Annotated in this window: 16 protein-coding genes; 3 read left to right on the forward strand and 13 right to left on the reverse strand. The window is 45.2% G+C overall.

Annotated features, from left to right (window positions below; genetic code table 11):
* Positions 1-330: 330 nt before the first annotated feature.
* The 7 genes from F0364_RS06240 to F0364_RS06270 all read right to left on the reverse strand — a co-directional run bounded on the left by F0364_RS06240 (position 331) and on the right by F0364_RS06270 (position 6,185).
* The gene (locus F0364_RS06240) at positions 331-786 is read right to left on the reverse strand and encodes a GNAT family N-acetyltransferase (protein ID WP_153796909.1); all 456 of its coding nucleotides are present in this window, start codon (positions 784-786) and stop codon (positions 331-333) included.
* 216 nt (positions 787-1,002) lie between these two features.
* A complete protein-coding gene (gene prfA, locus F0364_RS06245) occupies positions 1,003-2,073 on the reverse strand; it encodes a peptide chain release factor 1 (protein WP_153796910.1) in 1,071 nt (356 codons plus the stop codon).
* A 387-nt stretch (positions 2,074-2,460) separates the two neighbouring features.
* On the reverse strand, positions 2,461-3,240 hold the full coding sequence (locus F0364_RS06250) for a hypothetical protein (protein WP_153796911.1): 780 nt from the start codon (positions 3,238-3,240) through the stop codon (positions 2,461-2,463).
* Between the two features lie 163 nt (positions 3,241-3,403).
* Positions 3,404-4,051, reverse strand: a complete 648-nt coding sequence (locus tag F0364_RS06255) for a tetratricopeptide repeat protein (RefSeq protein WP_153796912.1) — start codon at positions 4,049-4,051, stop codon at positions 3,404-3,406.
* Entirely contained in the window at positions 4,048-5,049 is a 1,002-nt protein-coding gene (locus F0364_RS06260) for a VWA domain-containing protein (protein ID WP_153796913.1), read from the reverse strand. Before F0364_RS06260 ends, F0364_RS06255 begins: the two co-directional genes overlap by 4 nt.
* Positions 5,050-5,132: 83 nt before the next feature.
* Positions 5,133-5,285 (reverse strand): hypothetical protein, encoded by a 153-nt coding sequence (locus F0364_RS06265; protein WP_153796914.1) that lies wholly within the window; start codon positions 5,283-5,285, stop codon positions 5,133-5,135.
* 54 nt (positions 5,286-5,339) lie between these two features.
* Entirely contained in the window at positions 5,340-6,185 is an 846-nt protein-coding gene (locus F0364_RS06270) for a penicillin-binding transpeptidase domain-containing protein (protein WP_153796915.1), read from the reverse strand.
* 164 nt (positions 6,186-6,349) lie between these two features.
* Here F0364_RS06270 and F0364_RS06275 point away from each other — a divergent pair, with 164 nt between their 5' ends.
* Complete coding sequence (locus F0364_RS06275) at positions 6,350-8,377, forward strand: sensor histidine kinase (RefSeq protein ID WP_153796916.1); 2,028 nt, start codon at positions 6,350-6,352, stop codon at positions 8,375-8,377.
* Positions 8,378-8,578: 201 nt separating this feature from the next.
* Here the strand turns inward: F0364_RS06275 and F0364_RS06280 are convergent, their stop codons facing one another.
* Positions 8,579-9,655 carry a phytase gene (locus F0364_RS06280; RefSeq protein ID WP_153796917.1) on the reverse strand — a complete coding sequence of 359 codons (1,077 nt, stop codon included), beginning with the start codon at positions 9,653-9,655 and terminating at the stop codon, positions 8,579-8,581.
* Between the two features lie 61 nt (positions 9,656-9,716).
* Positions 9,717-12,575 carry a TonB-dependent receptor gene (locus F0364_RS06285; protein WP_153796918.1) on the reverse strand — a complete coding sequence of 953 codons (2,859 nt, stop codon included), beginning with the start codon at positions 12,573-12,575 and terminating at the stop codon, positions 9,717-9,719.
* 616 nt (positions 12,576-13,191) lie between these two features.
* On the opposite strand from F0364_RS06285, the gene nadB reads away from it, so the two are divergent.
* Positions 13,192-14,823: an L-aspartate oxidase gene (nadB, locus tag F0364_RS06290; RefSeq protein WP_153796919.1), complete on the forward strand. Its 1,632-nt coding sequence runs from the start codon at positions 13,192-13,194 to the stop codon at positions 14,821-14,823.
* A gap of 218 nt (positions 14,824-15,041) precedes the next feature.
* Here the strand turns inward: nadB and F0364_RS06295 are convergent, their stop codons facing one another.
* The 4 genes from F0364_RS06295 to F0364_RS06310 all read right to left on the reverse strand — a co-directional run bounded on the left by F0364_RS06295 (position 15,042) and on the right by F0364_RS06310 (position 18,460).
* Entirely contained in the window at positions 15,042-16,046 is a 1,005-nt protein-coding gene (locus F0364_RS06295; RefSeq protein ID WP_153796920.1) for a bestrophin family protein, read from the reverse strand.
* A gap of 65 nt (positions 16,047-16,111) precedes the next feature.
* Complete coding sequence (locus F0364_RS06300; protein WP_153796921.1) at positions 16,112-16,741, reverse strand: DNA-3-methyladenine glycosylase family protein; 630 nt, start codon at positions 16,739-16,741, stop codon at positions 16,112-16,114.
* Positions 16,742-16,804: 63 nt separating this feature from the next.
* Entirely contained in the window at positions 16,805-17,596 is a 792-nt protein-coding gene (locus tag F0364_RS06305; RefSeq protein ID WP_153796922.1) for an enoyl-CoA hydratase/isomerase family protein, read from the reverse strand.
* A gap of 444 nt (positions 17,597-18,040) precedes the next feature.
* Positions 18,041-18,460 (reverse strand): aspartyl protease family protein, encoded by a 420-nt coding sequence (locus F0364_RS06310; RefSeq protein WP_153796923.1) that lies wholly within the window; start codon positions 18,458-18,460, stop codon positions 18,041-18,043.
* Positions 18,461-18,873: 413 nt separating this feature from the next.
* Here F0364_RS06310 and F0364_RS06315 point away from each other — a divergent pair, with 413 nt between their 5' ends.
* Positions 18,874-20,127: an MFS transporter gene (locus F0364_RS06315; protein ID WP_153796924.1), complete on the forward strand. Its 1,254-nt coding sequence runs from the start codon at positions 18,874-18,876 to the stop codon at positions 20,125-20,127.
* Positions 20,128-20,129 lie beyond the last annotated feature (2 nt).

Consider the following 20,129-nt stretch of genomic DNA (forward strand, 5'->3'; position numbering starts at 1 on the left):
GAGGAAGTAAGGCCGGCATATTTGCCTTCGATGGCATTTAATGACTTTTCTGAAACGTTTTCCTGTAAAATGTTTTGAGAAGAATCTGAAGCAGATGAACGCTGACTGTAAGTGGGTACTATCAAGACAAGCAGGGGAATGATTACCATCATTACCGCTACCAGGGCTGGGCTATAAGCAGAGTTCTTCAGTTGAATATTGATTTAGTGGTTGTTGTTTTCTAATGGTACTTATCGCTGACGAAGTAAAAATAACTTTTTCATTCCGCCAAAAAGTTATCACATTAAATTTTCATAAGCGCCAAAACATAGCCATTCCTTGCACCTACCCCTACCCCCCATACACCGCGCCATTATGCCGCTGCATAAACCGTTTCGCGGCTCCTTCATCCAGCAGTTTCCAGCCGAATTGTTCATACAGCCCATGCGCATCTTTGGTGCCGAGCATCCAGCGGCGCAGGGTTTGTAACTCGGGGTGGGCATGAATGGACTGCACCAGCCATTTGGACAATCCTTTGCCGCGGTGTGGCTCCAGTACAAACACATCGGCCAGGTAGGCAAAGGTGGCCTTATCGGTCACCAGGCGGGCAAACCCTATTTGCCCGTTATTATGATACAACCCAAAACACAAGGAGTTGGCAATGGATTTTTCAACAATGTGCAACGGTATGTTTTGCGCCCAATAAGATTCTACCGAGAGATACTGATGTATTACAGCTATATCAAGCTTTGCCGGGTTGGTACTGATGCTGTAACCGTCTTTAAATAATTCGTAATGGCCAGCCATAGATGAATTTGAAAAGGATATAAAAGAGGATGTGGATGCTTAATACCCGCTTAAATGCCGCCATGAAAAACAGAACGTACAAGTGAGTGACACAACAGGCGATGCCATGAAATACCTCCTGCCGGGCCCATAAAAAAAGTTGCCGGTTACCAGTATCCCACTCACTATTCACCACTCACTACTCACTACTCCCTACTCACCACTCACTCCTCACCATCACACTGTTTCCTGATTGGTCATTTTTTCGGCGTTCTCGGCTACCTGCAGGGCTTCAATAAACTCGTCTATTTCGCCGTTGATAACCGCGTCGAGATTGTAAGAGGTAAGGCCAATGCGGTGGTCTGTAACGCGGCCCTGGGGCCAGTTGTAAGTGCGTATTTTAGCGCTGCGGTCGCCGGTGCTTACCAGCGTTTTGCGGTGGCGGGCTATTTCTTCTTCGTGTTTGCGTACCTGCTCTTCATACAGCCTGGTACGCAGCATGGTCATGGCTTTTTCGCGGTTACCCAACTGGCTGCGCTCAGTTTGGCAAACCACCACGGTGCCTGTGGGTATATGGGTTAACATTACCTTGGTTTCTACCTTGTTTACATTTTGCCCGCCGGCGCCCCCGCTGCGTGCTGTTTCCATTTTTACATCGGCAGGGTTTAACTCAAAGTCCACTTCTTCCGCTTCGGGCATTACCGCCACTGTTGCCGCGGATGTATGCACACGGCCCTGCGTTTCTGTATCGGGCACCCGCTGTACGCGGTGTACACCGCTTTCAAACTTAAGCGTGCCATATACATCTTCGCCCTGCACTTCCACCACCACTTCTTTATAGCCGCCCACCGTGCCTTCACTTTCATCTACCACGGCTGTTTTCCATCCTTTTTTAGCGCAGTAACGCAGGTACATGCCCAGCAGATCACCGGCAAAAAGGCTGGCTTCATCGCCACCAGTACCGGCTCGTATTTCAAGTACAGCATTCTTATCGTCCTGCGGGTCTTTCGGTATCAGCAACTTGCGTAATTGCTTTTCCAGCGTATCTTTTTGCTCTTCCAATTCCGGCAGCTCCATTTTGGCCAGCTCACGCATGTCTTCATCAGTGCCATTTAAAGCTTCTTTGGCAAATTCGTAGTCAGCCATTACTTTTTTAAACTGCTCAAAAGGCTGCACAATTTTCTCTAACTGGCGGTATTCTTTGCTAAGCCTGCTGAATTCTTTGTTATTGCCTACTACCTCAGGATTGGTAAGCGCCACACCCACCTGCTCAAATCTTGCTTTTATGGCTTCCAGTTTATCTATCATTACCGGTAAATTAGTTTGTATCAAAGCGTTTGGTACGCTTCATTTATGGTTTGGCGGCAAAAATATTAACTGTACCGCTATTAGTGAAACTTATTATTAACGTGAGTTTTGGGTGTCGCACATCCAGTATTACATAAAACTTATTTACTTTTTTGTCTTGACACAAAAAAGTAACAAAAAAAGTCAAGGAAGAAACGATATACAGCACGTTTCTTCCGTTGGCCCTGATTAAGCTTTGTACCACTGTGATTTCAGCAGTAGAATTTTCTTGTGCAAGGCATATTAAACTTGATGATGCAGTTAAAATGAATGACCCGGTCTGATTTAGTGCCGCCCATAAAAAAACGTGGGCGGCTATCCCCCACGTTTATGAAAATATTACCCATCCTAATATTCGAGCTTATACTCAAACGCTTCCGGCTGTTCAAACAACTTTGACAAACTGCTGCTGAACGTAACCGTCTTTTTATCCTCCGAAGTGGTTGCATTGGCGCCGTTAAAGCTTTTTACCGGCTTATACAATACAAAAACAGTTTTGTAGTTCATGTCGCCCATCATGGGCAAGGCCTGCTTAACCATTTGCAGGGTATCGCCGGAAAACACGCTTTCCAAAGCGGCTTTGTCCACCAGCCTGTTACTGATGCTGTTCTTTTCCGCACTGAATGAGTAGGCCTGCGCTGCTGGGTTTATCATGCCGCCGGGGTTGGCATTACCACTCATGGCCTGTTTGTTGCCATCACCGCCCATGGCTTTATCGGCAGCTTTTAGCTTCCCCAGCATTTCAGGAAAATGCTGCTTTAAATATTGCAGGTGCGCTATGTTTTTAAACGGCACCAAAAAAGATAATTTCATTTCATCGTTTTCTTCATCCACACGCATGTTTAAAGAGCCATCATGCAACATTTCTTTTTCCTGTGCTGTAAGCTGAGAAACCGTATCAATAAAACTGCTGAACAGTATGGTGGTATCTTTTGCCTTCAGCATTTCCTGTATTTCCTCCTTTTGCGATGCAAAGGCTTTCATATACTGCATCATACGGCCCATATCAACATTAAGGCTGTAGGTGCCGCTGTCGTCGCTTTTTATCACTATTTTTTCTTCAGTGTCAAGACAAGAAAAAAGTGTTACCGACAACACAACCGCTGCTAACCATATTTTTACTTTCATATTTTGTATCATGTTAAGGTATCCGTTTGTTATTACCGGGTAGAATTATGGACCCGGCAGTGAATATTTCATGGCATCGTTCCTTGCGTCGCACAGCGTGTACTGTAGTTTTTCATGGCGACATTTAAGCGGGTATTAGCCCGGCCCACAAACGCCCTTGCGCTTACCAGTCTTTTTCCTGCTGCTGGGTATTACTTTTTTGTTTTTGCAATTGCTGCTGCAACAGTTTTTCTCTTTCCCGTAACTGGTTAAGCAATTGCTCGGCCTGCTTCATAGAAAGCTTTGTTTTGTTTTGCTCAGGCTTTTGTTCCTTAGGCTTTTGCTGCTGCTCCTTTTCTTTAGGCTTATCTTTCTTCTGCTGGTTTTCCTGTTGCTGCTGTTGTTGCTTTTTCTGTTCCTGCAATGCCTTTTGCAGGTTCTCCCGGGTGTCCGTATCCTCCGGGTTCATCTTAAGCGATTGCTTGAAGGCGCTAACGGCATCCTGCAACTTTTTTTGGTTTAAAGCAGCCAGGCCCTTGTTATACCAGGCTTTGGACTTTAAAGTGTTATCCGCATTGCTGTTGATGACTTTATCGTAAGCTTTCTCCGCCTCCGAACCCTGGTTTTGCTTTTGCAGTGCATTGCCAAGGTTAAAACTGGCAGCGCTGTTACTACCATCTTTCTCCAGGGCCTTACGGTAGTTTTCTTCGGCTTTTTTAAGCTCACCTTTCTTATACTCTTCGTTACCCTTTTTTACCAGCAGATTGGCTTGCTGGGCTTCCAGTGCGGCCACCGGTAAAACAAACAACAATAAAATAATAAGCTGCTTCATTTACTTAATTTTTTCACTTCCGGTATAAACACTTCACCCACCAGCAATAGCAGGGCCAAGGCGATAAACAACGGAAAAAATGAGGCGTAATGCTTTTCACTCCCCTCCCCTGTTATCAGTTTTTTATTCATCCCGTCAATCGTTCCGGCAACGTCCGCCACCACGTTAGCGGTATTATCAAGACGGTGGTAAACGCCGCCGGTTTTTTCAGCTATCAGCTTCAATTCTGCTTCATTTAATTTTGTTATAACCGTTTGCCCGTTAATATCCCTTTTGGGTTCATTGGTAACCGGGTCTATAATGGTGGAACCCTCGGTTGTACCCACGCCGATAGTGTTTACAATAACCCCATTGTCGTACAACTGTTTTATCGTTTGCTCAATACGGGCATCGTGGTCTTCGCCATCTGTTATCAGCAATATGGCTTTGTATTTCTTTTCTTTTGTATCCAGGGAATTATTGCAAACCTGCAATGCGTCACTTATCACCGTACCCTGTACGGGTATCACATCCGGCGTAGCATTGCTTATAAACAATTTAGCGGCGGCAATATCAGCCGTTAAGGGCATTTGCAGGTAAGCCTGGCCGGCAAATAATACCAGCCCTATGCGGTTATTATCCAGCTTATCCATCAGCACACTTACCAGTTGCCTGGCTTTTACCAGGCGGGAAGGTTTTACATCTTCCCCCAGCATGCTGCGGCTAACATCCAGCGCCACCATAATGTCAATACCTGCCCTTTTCTCATCATCCTGCGGAGATGGTTTACGCAGGTTAGCCCCCGCAATAACCAATAGGGCAACCGCAACCAGCAGCACCATAAATTTTATCCTGAAAAAGCGGGAAGAATAATTCTTTGTAAGGGCATCCACCAGGTTATTATCACCAATAGCTTTTTTGGTTTTCTTTTTCCAATACAGCGTATTGAGAAAAAGAAATACCAGCGGCACAATTACCAGCAACGCAATAAGGTATTCTATATTTTTAAATGACAGCATGTAAGTAATCTACCCTGCAATCTACAAGCATTACGCCAAATGCAAGTTATCCCTGGTATTTTTCGGGATTAATAATACCGATGTTATTCCAAAAAACCGCCTGCCAATTCCATAACCAGGGTAAAAACGGAAAGCTTTTCGCCGTCGCCCTTGCCGCTATGGTACCGTTTTGTAAAGGCCGCCACCAGAACTATAATCAGCAGGGCAATTAATGAAAAAATTATCCAATCAATCATTTCTTAAATCTATAGAGGAGATTGAAAAGGAAATGTGAAATCAATAACAGGTAGCTACTTCTTCCCCTCCATAAATCCATACTGCTTCAAAATATCTTTAAGTAATTTAATACGAATAGGCTGTAAGTTGGTACCGGGAGGCGCATCTACGTTGAGAGCGAAAAAGTAGGGGTGCTTGTTTTCTTCTATCCAGCCAATTATCCAACCCAGTTCATCGCCGTTTTCGGTATTGGCCCAGCCTGACTTATAGCTGAGCTTATAGTTGGCATTATCTTCCTGCAACATGATTTGCTTTACAATATCCTGCGTGGTTTTTTTGCGAAAAGGTAACTGGTCGAAGTAGAGCTTTTTAACAAGCCCTAATTGTTCGTCGGCGGTAATCTTTATGGAGTTATCCAGCCAGAAACTGTCAATTTTTCTTACAATGGCCCTGCCGTATCTGGAAGCGTAACCCAGGGTATCCAGGAAACGCTGCATGGTATCTTTTCCGATGCGCCTTGCCACTTCCTGGTAATAGGGTACGGCTGAAACTTTAAAAGCTTCCTCCATGGTCAAATCCTTGTTCCAGGCACTCGCGGTGTCTCCACCGGGAAACTTACGGGTAACGCCATCCCATTTAATTACCATGTGCTGACCGGAAATTTTACCGGTTTCCAGCCCTATTAGTGAATTAACAATCTTAAAAGTTGAAGCAGGCAAATAGGCAGAGTCTTTAAAACGGGAAAGGTTGTAGATGCTGAACTGCCCCTGCCCATTGTCAAACAAGCCGAAAGTGCCCGTTACATGGTTTTCGTCGAAATACTTTTTCAGGCTGTCGTCAACAGTAACGTTATTTGGCGAACAGGCAGCAAACATCATGACCACTAAGAAACAAACGCAGGAAATAAATAAATACCTCATACAAAATCTGGTTGTGAGCGCAAAAGTAATGGTTGTTTGTTCAACGTGTTAGCCTCATTGCCAGGCGCCGGCTACTTGTTTAAAACCATTTCCTTCCGGTTTTATTGATCGCACTCATTCTCTTTTGAGATAATTTTGAAAACAATCTTTAATTCACATCACCTATGCAATCTATCCGTTACCTTCTGATGGTGCTGCTTTTGGCAGCTTCATGTTTTTTTTCAGCCACTGCACAAGTTAGCGATAGCTTTTACCGGGCACTGCCTGACAGCTTGCGCCCTGCAAACCGCCTGGCACTATCTAGTCTCGAAAAAATAAATTTACTACGGAAGCTGAATGTAAGCTTCGCCAACCACTACCAGGCTGAACTTTCTCTTATAGTTCATGACCTGCAGCAAGCCATGCAGCAGGAACCCAGTCAAAGAAAAACGGTTCTCTATGCATTAGCCATAGCTAATTATTACGAGGTAGTTCTTGATTACCACAAAGCATTGCATTACTGTGAACAGGCGGTTCACTACGCGGCAGGTAACAGTTCTTTAAATAAGGAATCTGCAAAAGCTTATCTCAGCATGGCGACCTATTATGCAGTTTGGTTTAAAGAAGATTCAGCCCTTAACTTTCTATACAAAGGCATGTCTGTTGCCGGCGAACCGGTTGATAATGATTTAGCCCTTGTTGCTAACAATGCTTACCTGCTTATTTATACCCGGCTTTTGCTGTACAAACAGGCATTGCATTATACCAACGAATGCCTGAGGCTATTGCCTGCGACCGCCAGGTGGAATGATGATTTCACCTTTTTTATGATGGATAAAGCATACCTGTTTATGCAACTGTACAAAGAAGAAAAGTTGGCACCATACGCTGACAGCTCTTACCGGTTGCTCCACCAGGTAATTGATGCTAAAAAGCAGCAATCCAGGCTTTGGTACATGCAGTGTTTTTTTATGCTTGGCAAACTGCAATACCTGCAGGGCCGGTACGATAATGCCATTCGATATTTTGACTCTTCGTTGATGCCGGCCTACACGCATTTTGGCTTTGTACCTAACGAGGCAAAATTATACCGCGGCCTGTGCCTGTACGCATTGGGAAAACCGGAAGGCATTGTTACGTTAAAACAACTTAAACTGTATGAAAAAAGTTTTGAGCAATTGCAATTGCAAAACCAGGTGTTGTACCTGCATGCAAAATCTCACGGTTACTGGCGTGATGCCCTGCAATATTATGAAGCCTTCTCCCGATATTCAGATTCAATAGCCTTCATAACGCAACGCGGTAAAATTTTTGAAAGCGAAAAAAAATATAACGCGGTACAGAAAGAAGCGCACATAGCTATACTGCAACGGGATAATCTTAAAGCCAGGGCAGGCAGGGTGAAGATAATTGTTGCAGGCGTGCTGGTAGTGTTACTACTGGTGATTATAATATTATTGCTGTACCGGTACAACAAAAAACAGCAGATGCAAAGAAGGGCAGACGGTGAAAAACTGGCGGACGAGTTGCTGGCCATGGAGCAGCAGTTAGAAACTGAACGCCTGCAACAGCAGCAGCAACGGGAAACAGAAATGGCCCGGCAACGGGAAACCATATCCGCCAATATACATGATGAAGTAAGCAGCGGCCTGGCTGCCTTGCGGTTTCTCATCAGCGATCTTAAAAGAAATGCGCACAGCCAGGAAACCAGGGAGGTACTCCAGGATGTTGAAGATGAAACCAATAATGTATACCTGCAGTCCCGCAATTTTATACATCAACTTAGCACCCATGATACACCTGAATGTTACGATGTTACAGCACTTTTACACACCCTTTCTTTGAGGTTCGGAAAGGATAGCAGCACCAGGATTACCGTAACGATGGATGAAGCGGAAATAATGCGCCGGCTGGATATGCAGCAACATGCGGAAATATACCGCGTTTTAAAAGAAGCTGTTACTAACAGCCTGAAACACTCCGGGGCAACAGAAATACATGTGGTACTATTGGTACGCGAAAATGAAACTTATTTTGAAGTTAGGGACAACGGAAAAGGAATGAACAACAGCAAGAAGAATGGAATGGGTATCTCCACCATCTACAACCGGATTAAGACTTTAAATGGTAATGTTTTTATTGAAACCAATCAAAAGGGGCAGATGGTTTCCGGCAGTTTTCCCCTGGAAAAAAATCAAACGCAGGGACAATAGTATTTATGCTTGACGATTGTCATGTTATGCTCTGCTCTACCCGGGTCTGAAAAACCGCCCAATGAACCGAACGATGAAAGGATTGCGACGCAACGAAGATGCCACCGGTTATATTGCTGGTATCCTAATCGTAAGTCGTGAATGGTAAATCGCAAGTGGGGATAAACTTCAATTCCAAGACCTGGATAGCCTACAGAAAAATTATTTCGAGCCTGCCGTTTTCAATCCTGCCTTTTCGGCAATATCCTTCCAGCGGTACAATTGAAAAGTTTTATCGGTGCTCATGGCCACGAAGAGGCCGCCTTCAAAACCGGGCAGGCTTACCGATGTAACATCGCTGCCATCGCTTTGGTTGGTGGAAACAGGAATAGATACAAGCAGCTTATGCGAATGCGGGTTACCGGCATCGCCCTCACGGGCGTACACATTAAAGCGGTTGGCGGCCTGGTCGCTTACAAGAATATAACCGGTGTTATCGGTGAGTTTGTAAATCGAAATACCTTCATTGTCTTCTTTAAACTGCCCCTGGCCAAACATAGCCAGCTCTTCATTTCCTTTGGCAGGGTCAGCATAATATTTGCGGATGCCGGTTTGCTCATCTGAATAATATACGTAGCCCAGATCATTATCTACAGCGATGGATTCAATCTCTTTTTTACCGGAATACTTGCCAAATTTTCTCACCAATTGGGCTGTAACCTGGCCGTTACCACTATCTTTTAAAAGGTATTGCTCCAGGTAGCCTTCCGCAGGGCCTGACTTACGCCCTACAATTGCATAAATGGCGCTGTCCGCAGGCCTTGTATAAAGGGCTATACCCATCGGTAACCGCTCTGTTTCACCCTTAAATACTTCAATACCGCCACCGTCAATGGCTTGCATGGCTGGCAGGCTGAATATGCGGATGCAATTGCGGTCACGCTCTGTTGCAACTGCAATATCTGTCCGTTGGCCGCAAAGTTGCAGGCCATAGGCTATGTCCACATTATTCATGCGCTTCAGGCCGGCTACAGTCCTGGCGCTATCTATTTTTCCGTTGAGGCCAAACACGTACAGCCCGCCGTTGGCGTCATCTTTATCTGTGCCTACAATAATGCTGCTGTCTTTATTGGTTGGTGAAATCCAAATGGCGGGGTCGTCGCTGTCTGTCAATACTTTTTCTGTTACCACAGCAGGCTTAACGGCATTGCTGTCTGTAACAGCATTGCCGGGTGTGGATGAATTGCACGAGAAAAAGGCAAAAGATACAAGGCTGGCTGCTGCTATAAAAGATTTCATGTAAAAGAATGCGTAGTGAAGATACAAACAGGCAGCTTTAGAGGCCGCCTGTTTTAAGATGCTATTTGTTCAAATCGAATTTAACACCAAGGTTAAACCTTGGGCCATAAAACTCCAACTGGGCCGTTCTGTCTTTTATGCCCTGGTAATAACGCAGGGGTTGGTTGGTAAGGTTATTGGCTTCAGCAAACACCCTGAACTTGCTGGTTAACGCATAAGAGGCATTGGCATCCAGGAAAAATTGTTTGTCGTAATAACGGTCAAAGAATGCGTCTTCATTATAGCCCGCATCGTCGCCATCATCAACATAAGAAGAAGTGTAATTGGCAGACAGGCGTGCCACTATTTTCTTGTTCTCGTAAGATAATGAAGCATTGAAAATATGCGGTGCAGCACCGGGCAGTTTCACATTGCTGCGGATGAGTTTGCCATCAGAACCATAAATGCCATCAGCTTTGGAATGGGTGTAGGTGTAGTTTAAGTAAATGCCGAACCCTTTCCAAAAGCCGGGCAGAAAATCAAACTGGCGCTGTAATGCGGCTTCTACGCCATATACGGTAGCGCCATCCCCATTGCGGCGTTGAGAGAAATCCCAACGGTCACCCTCTTCGATAGGATTTTGCACAGTAGGAAAATCTGCAGCAAATTTTTCGCGGCTGTAGTTATTGTCTATGTAAGTATAAAAATAGTTGCTGAGTTTCTTATAGAACACACCGCCGGAAAGTATGCCAACGGAGCTAAAATATTTTTCGGCCATCAGGTCGAAATTAGCGGACTTAACCGGTTTCATTTTGGGGTTACCGGCGCTCATCTCCTGGTCTCCCGGCAGTATGTTAAAGTAAGGAACAAGATCGTAGTAACGCGGCCTTGCGATAGAATTTGTATAAGCAGCCTTAATAACAAAACTATTGCTAACGTCGTACTTCAGGTTTACGTTGGGAAATATGTTGGTATAACTGTTTTTAAAAGTTTCCGTACCCTTCAGGTCTTCTTCCTCTTCCACCACATTGCCGGTATAGTTTATACTTGTATGCTCAACGCGTACACCCACATTGGCGGCAAACTTTTCAGTTATGTTTTGTTTTAATGCCAGGTAGCCGCCCGTAATGGTTTCTTTAGCGGAGAAGTTGCCGGCCAGGTATTCAGATGGCTCGTCGCTTTCTTCAAAAAGGCTGGCATCTTTCAGATTAAGGCCGCCCAGGAATTGCGGGTTGATAAACTGTCCGGCCACATACTGGCTGCCGGGATAAAATCCTTTCACCGTTCTGTCCTGCAATGGCAACATGGCTATGTTGTCATACAGATCTTCATTAGCGCCAACGGGCTCATAAGAAAAGAAGTTATTGTTGCGCACTTTCTTTTTAGACCTCAACCGCCCGCCAAACAACAGCTTGCCCTTCTGGCCGCTTATGATGGATGCCGGCAGTTCAAAACCCAGTTTCGCATTCCAGTCACGTTCGTATTGGTCCTGGAACTGTTCTGTTAGTTCATCCATCCTGGTATAATCGGTAAGCGGCGTATTATCAGTCAACAATGGGCGCTCTGGATTGCTGATATCCTGACCGATTTCTATCCCTCTCCTGCCCATGGCGATATACCTTTCGTTCGGTCTTTTTTCAGAAGCTTTTGCATATTGTACACTCCAGCTTGTTTTAAGCGTACCAAAGAGATGATCGCCACGTAATGCATAAGAGCGCACCCGCTGGTCTTCCAGGCGGCGATTTTCGCTGCGGCCATTGTCAAGGCCACCTTTGGTTTGGCGAAGTACTTCGCCGTTACGGTAACCGGTAATGTTGCCGCTGTTATCGTATATCAAATCATCCGCGTAATCTTCTTCATCGCCACGGTAGCGATGCCTCAGTCGAAAACGGTTTTCTTTATCATCACGCCAGTTATAGCTGCCGTTAAAATAAATGGTGTTGTAGGGGTTGACTTTATAATCCAGCGAAAGCGCCAGGCTTCTGCGTATCCTTAGCTCATCATATACCCTAATGTCATGGTCGCCAATGAAAGTCTTTCCGTTAGCATCTTTCATCCACACAGCTTCTACGTTATCGCTGCCGTATTTGTTCCTGTTATACGAACCGCTGATAACAGCGCCCAGCTTATTGCCTAAAAACCTGTTGCCTGCAATAAAATTGGCGGTACCGATAAACCCGTCGCGAATGCTGTTGTAACCACCTGCCAGGGTACCCGAAAGGCGCAGTCCATTAGGGGCGGCACGGGTAAGCAGGTTTACTGAAGCGCCAATAGCATCGGCATCCATATCGGCGGTAAGTGTTTTGTTTACTTCTACGGTTTGTATCATGTCCGAAGGTATCAGGTCCATCTGCACACGGCGGTTATCACCTTCAGCAGATGGCACTCTCTCGCCATTGAATGTAACAGAGTTAAACTCCGGGCCCATACCGCGTACAACAATATTACGTGCTTCGCCCTGGTCGTTTTGCATGGTAATGCCCGGCACACGCTTAATGGCATCGCCTATGTTGGCATCGGGAAAACGGCCCACCTGGTCTGCACTGATGATATTGGTAATATTGTCGCTGTTCTTTTGTTGGTTTAACGCCCTGGCCTGGCCTTTCAGCCTGTCGCCCATTACAACCACTTCCTTCAAAGAAGAAGAGCCCGGCTTAAGCCGTACCACTACTTCCTGCCTGTTGTTTGCAACAGTTATCGTTTCAGTAGCGTAGCCTATATAGGTAACTGTTAACTGGTAATTGCCTTGTGTAAAACCATACAATAAAGCACTTCCGTTAGCGTCTGTTACCGCTTTGGCTTTAGAACCATTAACAGTAATATCTGCACCGGGAAGGTTCAGGTTATGTTCGTCAACTACTTTAATTTTTACTGCGCCGGTTTGTGAGAAGGCAACAAAAAATGCAAAAACGCCAATAATGGCCATGCATAGTTTTTTCATAAGCCGTATGTGTTAGTGTGTATTTATTTCAGCGGCAAAAGTAGATGTATGCCAGGCTGCAAGCGGGCCTGTGCGGTTAAGTTATAATAACCGAATTGTTACGAAATTGTAAACAGTAATTCATTAGCTTGCATGGCTATGTGTGGCAACAGGTTATATGTTACCATCTTATAGTATACGGAATGATGCTATATTTTTGGTGGCGGACGGCGGCATTTCATGGCATCGCCGGTTGCGTCGCACTACTTTTATCGTTCGGTTCTTTGGGCGGCTGTTCAGACCCGGATAGGTTGGTGCGTGAAGACACGCACCAAGGGAAGAAAATATCGAACAAGGAACAAGGAATGATGAATGACGAAGCCAACAACATTGAACTTTGAACAAAAAACATTGAACAACACGGACCTGGAGAATATCGAACAAGGAACAAGGAATGATGAACGAAAAAGCCAGCAACATTGAACTTTGAACAAAAGAACATTGAACAACAAAAACCTGTTGCACAATGCCGCGTAGCGAACAGGACGTACAAGTGAGTGACACAACAGAAGCATCATAGCAGCAATACAGCCCTGGCCCATAAAAAAAAGAAAAACACAGCATTATTCATTAGTATATGGAGACAGATTTCCTGGTTATCGGTTCGGGTATAGCGGGTTTAACTTATGCGTTAAAAACCGCCAATCACTTTAAGGATAAAAAAGTTGTACTGATTACAAAAACGCAGGCGGATGAAACCAACACCAAATACGCACAGGGCGGCATTGCAGGTGTTTGGGATGAAGAGAACGATAGTTTTGAAAAACATATTGAAGACACACTGATAGCCGGGGATGGGCTATGCAATAAAAATATTGTTGAAATTGTAGTGAAGGAAGGGCCGGAACGCATTCGGGAAATTATTGAATACGGCGCCCGTTTTGACAAAGATGCCAGTGGCGAATATTCGCTGGGCAAAGAAGGTGGCCATAGTGAAAACCGTATCCTGCATCATAAAGATGTTACGGGTAAAGAAATGGAAAGGGCCTTACTGGAAGAGTTGCAGCAGCATAAGAATATTGAACTGGTAAACCATTGCTATGTGGTTGACCTGATAACACAACACCACCTGGGTTACCTGGTTACCAAATCTACACAAGACATTACCTGCTTTGGCGTATATGTGCTTAACCTGCGCACCAATAAAATTGAAAAAATACTATCGCCGGTTACCCTGCTGGCAACAGGTGGCTGCGGCCAGGCTTACCGCACTACCACCAATCCAAGAATAGCTACAGGTGATGGCGTATCGATGGTGTACCGTGCCAAGGGAAAAATTGAAAACATGGAATTTATCCAGTTTCACCCAACGGCGTTATTTGAACCGGGTGTATCTCCTTCATTCCTGATTACAGAAGCCGTTCGCGGCGATGGCGGCATACTGCGTACCAAAGAAGGAGAAGCTTTTATGGAGCGCTACGACCCCCGTAAAGACCTTGCCCCCCGTGACATTGTAGCCCGTGCCATAGACAGCGAGATGAAAAAAGCCGGTACGGAACATGTGTATCTGGATTGCAGGCACATGGATAACGAAAAATTCATTCACCATTTTCCTAATATTTATGAGAAATGCCTGAGTATCGGTATTGACGTAATGACACAGATGATACCTGTTGCCCCGGCTGCACACTACAGTTGCGGCGGTATTAAAACAGACGAGTGGGCCCGCACATCCATACGCAACCTGTACGCTTGCGGGGAATGTGCCAGCACGGGATTACATGGCGCCAATCGCCTGGCCAGTAACAGCCTGCTGGAAGCGATGGTATTTGCCCACCGGGCTTTCCTGGACATTGTTGCCAAAGCTGAAGAAACCGCCGATCCTTTCTCACTTTCTTTTAACGGTGAAGGCCCTTTGAAGGAAAAAGTACCCGACTGGAATGCCCGTGGCACTTCTGACCCGAAAGAAATGATTTTGATTACACAAAGCCAGAAGGAGCTGCAACAGATCATGAGTGACTATGTGGGTATCGTTCGCAACGACGTGCGTTTACAAAGGGCCAGCAAGCGCCTGGACCTGTTACATGAAGAAACGGAAATGTTGTACCAGGCTACCAAAGTTTCCCCGCAACTGTGTGAGTTGCGCAACCTGATTACTGTTGGATACCTTATTGTAAAAGGGGCCCAGTTCAGGAAGGAGAGCAGGGGCCTGCACTTTAATACAGACCATCCTGAGAAGAGCGGCTTGTTGCAGAATATTATTCTATAAAGCTGTTAATCTAAACACGGTTCTGCAAATGCAAAACTTTGTTTACTTTTTTGTCTTGACACAAAAAAGTAACAAAAAAGTCAAGAAAGAAACGATATACAGCATGTTTCTTTCTTATGCCCTGATGAAGCTTTTCTACTGCTGTAACTTCAGCAAAAGAATTTCCATCAGCAAGGCCTACCCAACTTTAAGAGTAGCTAAATCAATTCACCTTCTTGCTACATCAATATCTTATTAACCGGTTGCAGCGCAGGCGGCAGGTCTGTTTCATCCAGCATTTCACGCAGGTCTATTTCTATGGTGCGGCTCATGGCGGTAATGGGCACATCGTTAGCACTGCCTTCAAATGGGTTTTCAGTGCTTTCCCCAACCTTTTCCATAGCGTTAAATACCCAGCCCACCAGGGCGCTAAAGGGTATGGTAAGCCATACAAAATGTTCGCCCAGCTTCTGAAACTCCTGCAGCAAACCGAAGGGCACCATGCACACAAACAACCGGATAAAAAACTGGTTAATGCTGGCGAATTGCCTTGGATAAGGAAAGTTTTTGATGCGTTCGCATTTGCCCTGCTGCTCGTAAAAATCACGCAGCATATTTTCCATCTCTATATGTCGCAGGGGCTCCAGCAGGCCCTGCTGCGCCAACTGCCGCAACTGCTGAGATTGAAGGCTGATAACATGCGTGGCCCTGTTCTTTTTGCCAAGTACATACCGTAATTCATCTTCAGCAAGAAACTTTTGCAGTTCGTCATCCAGTTTGGTTTCAAGCTCTGCAACGGTAAAGTTTTTCTGCCGGTATTCGCGGTTATTCTCCTGCATCATGTTTTCCCAGGCGCGGGGTTCGCGTAGTTGAAAGCGCATAGCCGTAAGCCAGGCAATATGGCGGTAAATTAACTGGCGGTGGTATTCATGCAGCTCGTTACTGTTTGTACCGGTTACAAAATCTTTCACCATAATACCCCAGGTGCGGCTGCCATTTACAATAGCTCCGTAAATCTGCCGGGCTTCCCAAAGGCGGTTGTAAGTGGCATTGTTTCTAAAGCCAACGATAAAAGCTGCAGCAGTACCAATCATGGCTATTGGCACCCAGGGTATTGCCAGCCATGTACAACCGGCCAATTGGTATAAAACGGTAGGTATGGTTGCCAAAGTAACCAGCCAGTAAATATCGCGGCGTGTCCATACAAGAAATTCGGATAAACTATATTGTCTGCCTGAATGCATGCTGATAGGTTGAGATTAAAAATTAAACGGAAAATAGGCAAAACAAGCTTTCAAAAAAAGGCGGCTTACAGCTTTATATTCCTTTTCCTGATATAAGCATGCCATAACAGGTAGGCAGCGATTGTTCTGTACGGCTTCCATTTTTCGGCTGCTTGCAGTACAGTTTCCCGGGTGGTTTCCGGTGGTAACCCTTTTACTTCTTTGGCGCTTTTAATAAGTGCAATGTCCCCCGGCGGAAAAAAATCATTCCGGTGCAGCACCATCATCAGGAATACATCCGCCGTCCAGTCGCCGATGCCTTTAATTTTTTTCAGCTCAGTTCTTACTTCATCATCTGTTTTACCGGGCAGGCTTTCAATAACAAGGCTGCCTGTAGTTACGGCAAAAGCAAGGTGCCGGGCATACTGAATTTTTTGCCGGCTAAAATAGCAGGCTTTCAGTTCCTCATCTGTAAGTAACATTATTCGCTCAGCCGTTATATGGCCAATTTTCTCCTGCAGCTTTAAAAATGCTGCTTTTGCAGAGGCAAGCGATACCTGTTGCTCAAGTATAATGTGTATAAGCGTGGCAAATGAAATTGTACGGCTCCAGAAAGGCGGATAGCCATAGGTTTGGATAATGCGTTTTAAATCCTTGTCTCTCCGGGCAAGTTTATCGCAGAGCGTTGAAAAATTGTCTTCGTTAAAACTGTTCATGCATAAAAAATGGACACAAATATATCTGTGCCCATTCTCTTTATAATAGTTTATCTGTGGCGGTTAATCAGCTTTCACTTTGCTTTTAAATTTCTGGATAAATTCCTTGGTAAAATCGCTAAGCACCAGCTTACCGCTTATAGCAGCGCGGTCATTCAGCAATTTATCCCAGTGGTCCGTATCGTGCCATAGCACTTTTTTCATTTCGGCCATTGCTTCAGGATTGTAATGCGAAAGTGCATCAGACAAACGGGCAATGGATTCCTCCATACTTTCCAACGATGGGTGCAGTTCGGCATATAAACCTTTGCGCCGTGCCCAATCGCCATTGCGCCACATGCCGGCATCAACGGCAAGCTGGCTGTAAGAGGAAAGGCCTATTTTACGTTCCACCGCGGGCCCTATAACAAAAGGGCCTATACCCACCGCCAGTTCACTCAGCTTTATGTCGGCCCCTTCCAACGCAATGGTGTAATCCGCCGCGGCAGCAATGCCTACGCCGCCGCCAACACATTTGCCGTGTACCCTGGCAATAATAAATTTGGGGCATTTGCGCATCGCATTTATTACATGCGCAAAACCGCTAAAAAACCGGATACCTTCTTTTTCGTTCTGAATAGCCATCAGTTCATCAAAGGAAGCGCCGGCGCAAAAAGCTTTGGTGCCTTCAGAGCGGATGACGATGACACGTACATCCTTATTGTTGCCGGCATAAGTAATTTCATGGGCAAGGTCTGCAAGAATTTTTCCGGGTAAAGAATTGCTTTGCGGGTGAAAAAATTCAATCGTAGCCACATGCTTGTGAATCTCGGCTTTTACATAGCCTTCCTGGAGGTCTTTTACTTCTACAACCATGGTTAAGTGATTAAAATGAAAGAAGAAATAGCTACTACTAATATAAGATTCTTTCCATTCGTTTTGATGGCTATATTTTGAGTTACCAGGCTTTATTAGTGAATTTAACTTTTACGAATAAACCAGGAAAAGAAAGCTTACTGAACTTTTTTTGATACCAGCAGCGGATTTTTCATGGCATCGCCTGTTGCGTCGCAAGCACTTCATCGTCCGGTACATTGGGCTACTTTTCAGACCCGGGTAGACTGGTACGTGGAGACACGTACCAGGGGAAATATCGAACAAGGAACAAGGAATAATGAATGACTAAGGAAAGGCAATTTGCAATTCACAATTACCCGGGAAACGGGAATGGAACCGGGAATTTTAAATGACAAAGCCAACAACATTGAACATTGAATAAAAAAACATTAAACCGGTAAAACCTGCCGCACTGTGGGGTAACTACTTCAGTTTCATTTGTGCAAAGTACGGATGGTCCGGATGAACTATTAGTTCCTGCCGCAGAGGATGAATCAGAACATCCATATCTTCCAATGGAATGGCTCCAAGTAAGGGTTCGGCGTCCCCGGGCAACACTATAGCTCGGCAGGTTGTTTCACGGTTCTTGAAACGAAGTTCCACCGGGCCAACCACATCACATTCTACAATATGCCCGTTGGCAAGCTGGGCCTTACGCTTTTCAATAACGGTAAATTGAAGTTGCTCCTGGATATTTTCATTTATTGCAAGCATAATAGAACCTGTATCAACCAGCATGTTTACCCACATGCGTTTTACTTCGTCCTTATCCATATAACCCCGGCGAACCATCTCCAGGTCTCCACCGTTAATCAACTCAATATCTGCATAAACTAAACCCATACTTACAATTGTTTTTTCGAATGTACAATTCTTACTAAAGCTAACGGATATTATTTTACAGTTTTTCTGGTGTTTTTATCCTGTAGGCTTGTATGTAGGCACGCACCACGGGAACACAAAATATCGAACGAGGGGCAAGGAATGATGAATGAAGAAGCCAACAACCTTGAACCCTGAACAAAAGAACATTAAACCGGTAAAACCTGCCGCACAATGCTGCGCAGCGAATCCAACCGTACACGAGTGCGACGCAACGATGCCTCATAGCAGTTCCTCCTGCCGGGCCCATAAAAATTACTATTTAAGCCCGCTGCTGCCGTAAATTTCTTCACAGGGCTGTAATAGTATTCAAAAAAATAATGCAGCTTTACGCCCGTTGCCAATTAACCCCATATACAAAGCCAATCTTTTACATGACACCTAAAAAATATACCCTTACCAGCCTGGTTGTCTGGGTAGCCGCACTGGGCTATTTTGTTGACATTTTTGACCTGCTGCTGTTTGGCATGATACGTACGGCCAGCCTTAAAGACATTGGTATTACCGCCAAGGAAGATATTGAACGTATCGGCCTGATGCTGGATAACTGGCAGATGATCGGCATGCTGGCAGGCGGTATTTTCTGGGGCATACTGGGCGATAAAAAAGGGAGGCTGTCTGTATTGTTTGGATCTATTCTTACTTATTCAGTAGCCAATATTGGCAATGGTTTTGTACACGATGTGCCATTGTATGCCATACTGCGTTTTGCGGCGGGTTTTGGCCTTGCGGGTGAGTTAGGCGCCGGCGTTACACTGGTAAACGAACTGCTGGATAAAGAGAAACGTGGCATAGGTACTGCACTGGTTGCCGGCACGGGTATACTGGGCGCTGTAGCTGGTGGCTTTATGGTTAAATGGATTGGCGTTAGTGAATGGCGCACCTGTTATTTTATTGGCGGCGGCATGGGGCTGGCGTTGCTGCTGATGCGTATCGGCATTATGGAGTCGGGTATGTTTGAATCCATTAAACATTCCAGCGTATCAAAGGGCAACCTGAAAGTGATATTCAGAAAAAAAGAAAAATGGGTAAAATACCTGGGTGTGATATTGGTGGCTGTTCCTTTGTGGTATGTGGTGCAATTGTATGCTAAATACTCGCCGGAACTGGCTGAAGCGATGGGGCTTAAATTTTCTGATACGGAAATAAAAACGGTACCGGTAAATACCATCATGCTCACCTATTTTGGTTTAACCCTGGGCGACTTTGCCTGCGGGCTTATATCTCAGAAGTTGAGGAGCAGAAAGAAAGCGATATGGTTGTTTATGATTGCATCCATCATCACCATTTTCCTGTTCTTTATATTCGGCCCGCAAAGCACCACTTTGTTTTACAGCGGAATTTTTGTGCTCGGGTTTATGGTAGGCTACTGGGCCGTATTTATGAGCGTGGCAGCGGAAAGTTTTGGCACCAACATACGCTCCACCGTTACCAATACGGCGCCCAACTTTGTAAGGGGCACCGTGGTGCTTATAAATCTGTTGTACGAATACTTTAAATACCAACTGCATTTTAATTCCGTTAAAGCCAATATAGCCGTTGGGGTACTGGTGTTTGCCGCGGCCATTTGGGCACTTACCCGGCTGGAAGAAACCTTTGGCAAAGACCTTGATTATATTGAAGAGTAAAC

This window comes from Foetidibacter luteolus (assembly GCF_009650435.1).
Taxonomy (GTDB): Bacteria; Bacteroidota; Bacteroidia; order Chitinophagales; family Chitinophagaceae; genus Foetidibacter; species Foetidibacter luteolus.

What these genes read in the sequence shown, in the direction of transcription:
- F0364_RS06240 (WP_153796909.1), bottom strand. Translation starts at nt 786, where the DNA reads ATGGCTGGCCATTACGAATTATTTAAAGACGGTTACAGCATCAGTACC.
- prfA (WP_153796910.1), bottom strand. Translation starts at nt 2,073, where the DNA reads ATGATAGATAAACTGGAAGCCATAAAAGCAAGATTTGAGCAGGTGGGT.
- F0364_RS06250 (WP_153796911.1), bottom strand. Translation starts at nt 3,240, where the DNA reads ATGAAAGTAAAAATATGGTTAGCAGCGGTTGTGTTGTCGGTAACACTT.
- F0364_RS06255 (WP_153796912.1), bottom strand. Translation starts at nt 4,051, where the DNA reads ATGAAGCAGCTTATTATTTTATTGTTGTTTGTTTTACCGGTGGCCGCA.
- F0364_RS06260 (WP_153796913.1), bottom strand. Translation starts at nt 5,049, where the DNA reads ATGCTGTCATTTAAAAATATAGAATACCTTATTGCGTTGCTGGTAATT.
- F0364_RS06265 (WP_153796914.1), bottom strand. Translation starts at nt 5,285, where the DNA reads ATGATTGATTGGATAATTTTTTCATTAATTGCCCTGCTGATTATAGTT.
- F0364_RS06270 (WP_153796915.1), bottom strand. Translation starts at nt 6,185, where the DNA reads ATGAGGTATTTATTTATTTCCTGCGTTTGTTTCTTAGTGGTCATGATG.
- F0364_RS06275 (WP_153796916.1), top strand. Translation starts at nt 6,350, where the DNA reads ATGCAATCTATCCGTTACCTTCTGATGGTGCTGCTTTTGGCAGCTTCA.
- F0364_RS06280 (WP_153796917.1), bottom strand. Translation starts at nt 9,655, where the DNA reads ATGAAATCTTTTATAGCAGCAGCCAGCCTTGTATCTTTTGCCTTTTTC.
- F0364_RS06285 (WP_153796918.1), bottom strand. Translation starts at nt 12,575, where the DNA reads ATGAAAAAACTATGCATGGCCATTATTGGCGTTTTTGCATTTTTTGTT.
- nadB (WP_153796919.1), top strand. Translation starts at nt 13,192, where the DNA reads ATGGAGACAGATTTCCTGGTTATCGGTTCGGGTATAGCGGGTTTAACT.
- F0364_RS06295 (WP_153796920.1), bottom strand. Translation starts at nt 16,046, where the DNA reads ATGCATTCAGGCAGACAATATAGTTTATCCGAATTTCTTGTATGGACA.
- F0364_RS06300 (WP_153796921.1), bottom strand. Translation starts at nt 16,741, where the DNA reads ATGAACAGTTTTAACGAAGACAATTTTTCAACGCTCTGCGATAAACTT.
- F0364_RS06305 (WP_153796922.1), bottom strand. Translation starts at nt 17,596, where the DNA reads ATGGTTGTAGAAGTAAAAGACCTCCAGGAAGGCTATGTAAAAGCCGAG.
- F0364_RS06310 (WP_153796923.1), bottom strand. Translation starts at nt 18,460, where the DNA reads ATGGGTTTAGTTTATGCAGATATTGAGTTGATTAACGGTGGAGACCTG.
- F0364_RS06315 (WP_153796924.1), top strand. Translation starts at nt 18,874, where the DNA reads ATGACACCTAAAAAATATACCCTTACCAGCCTGGTTGTCTGGGTAGCC.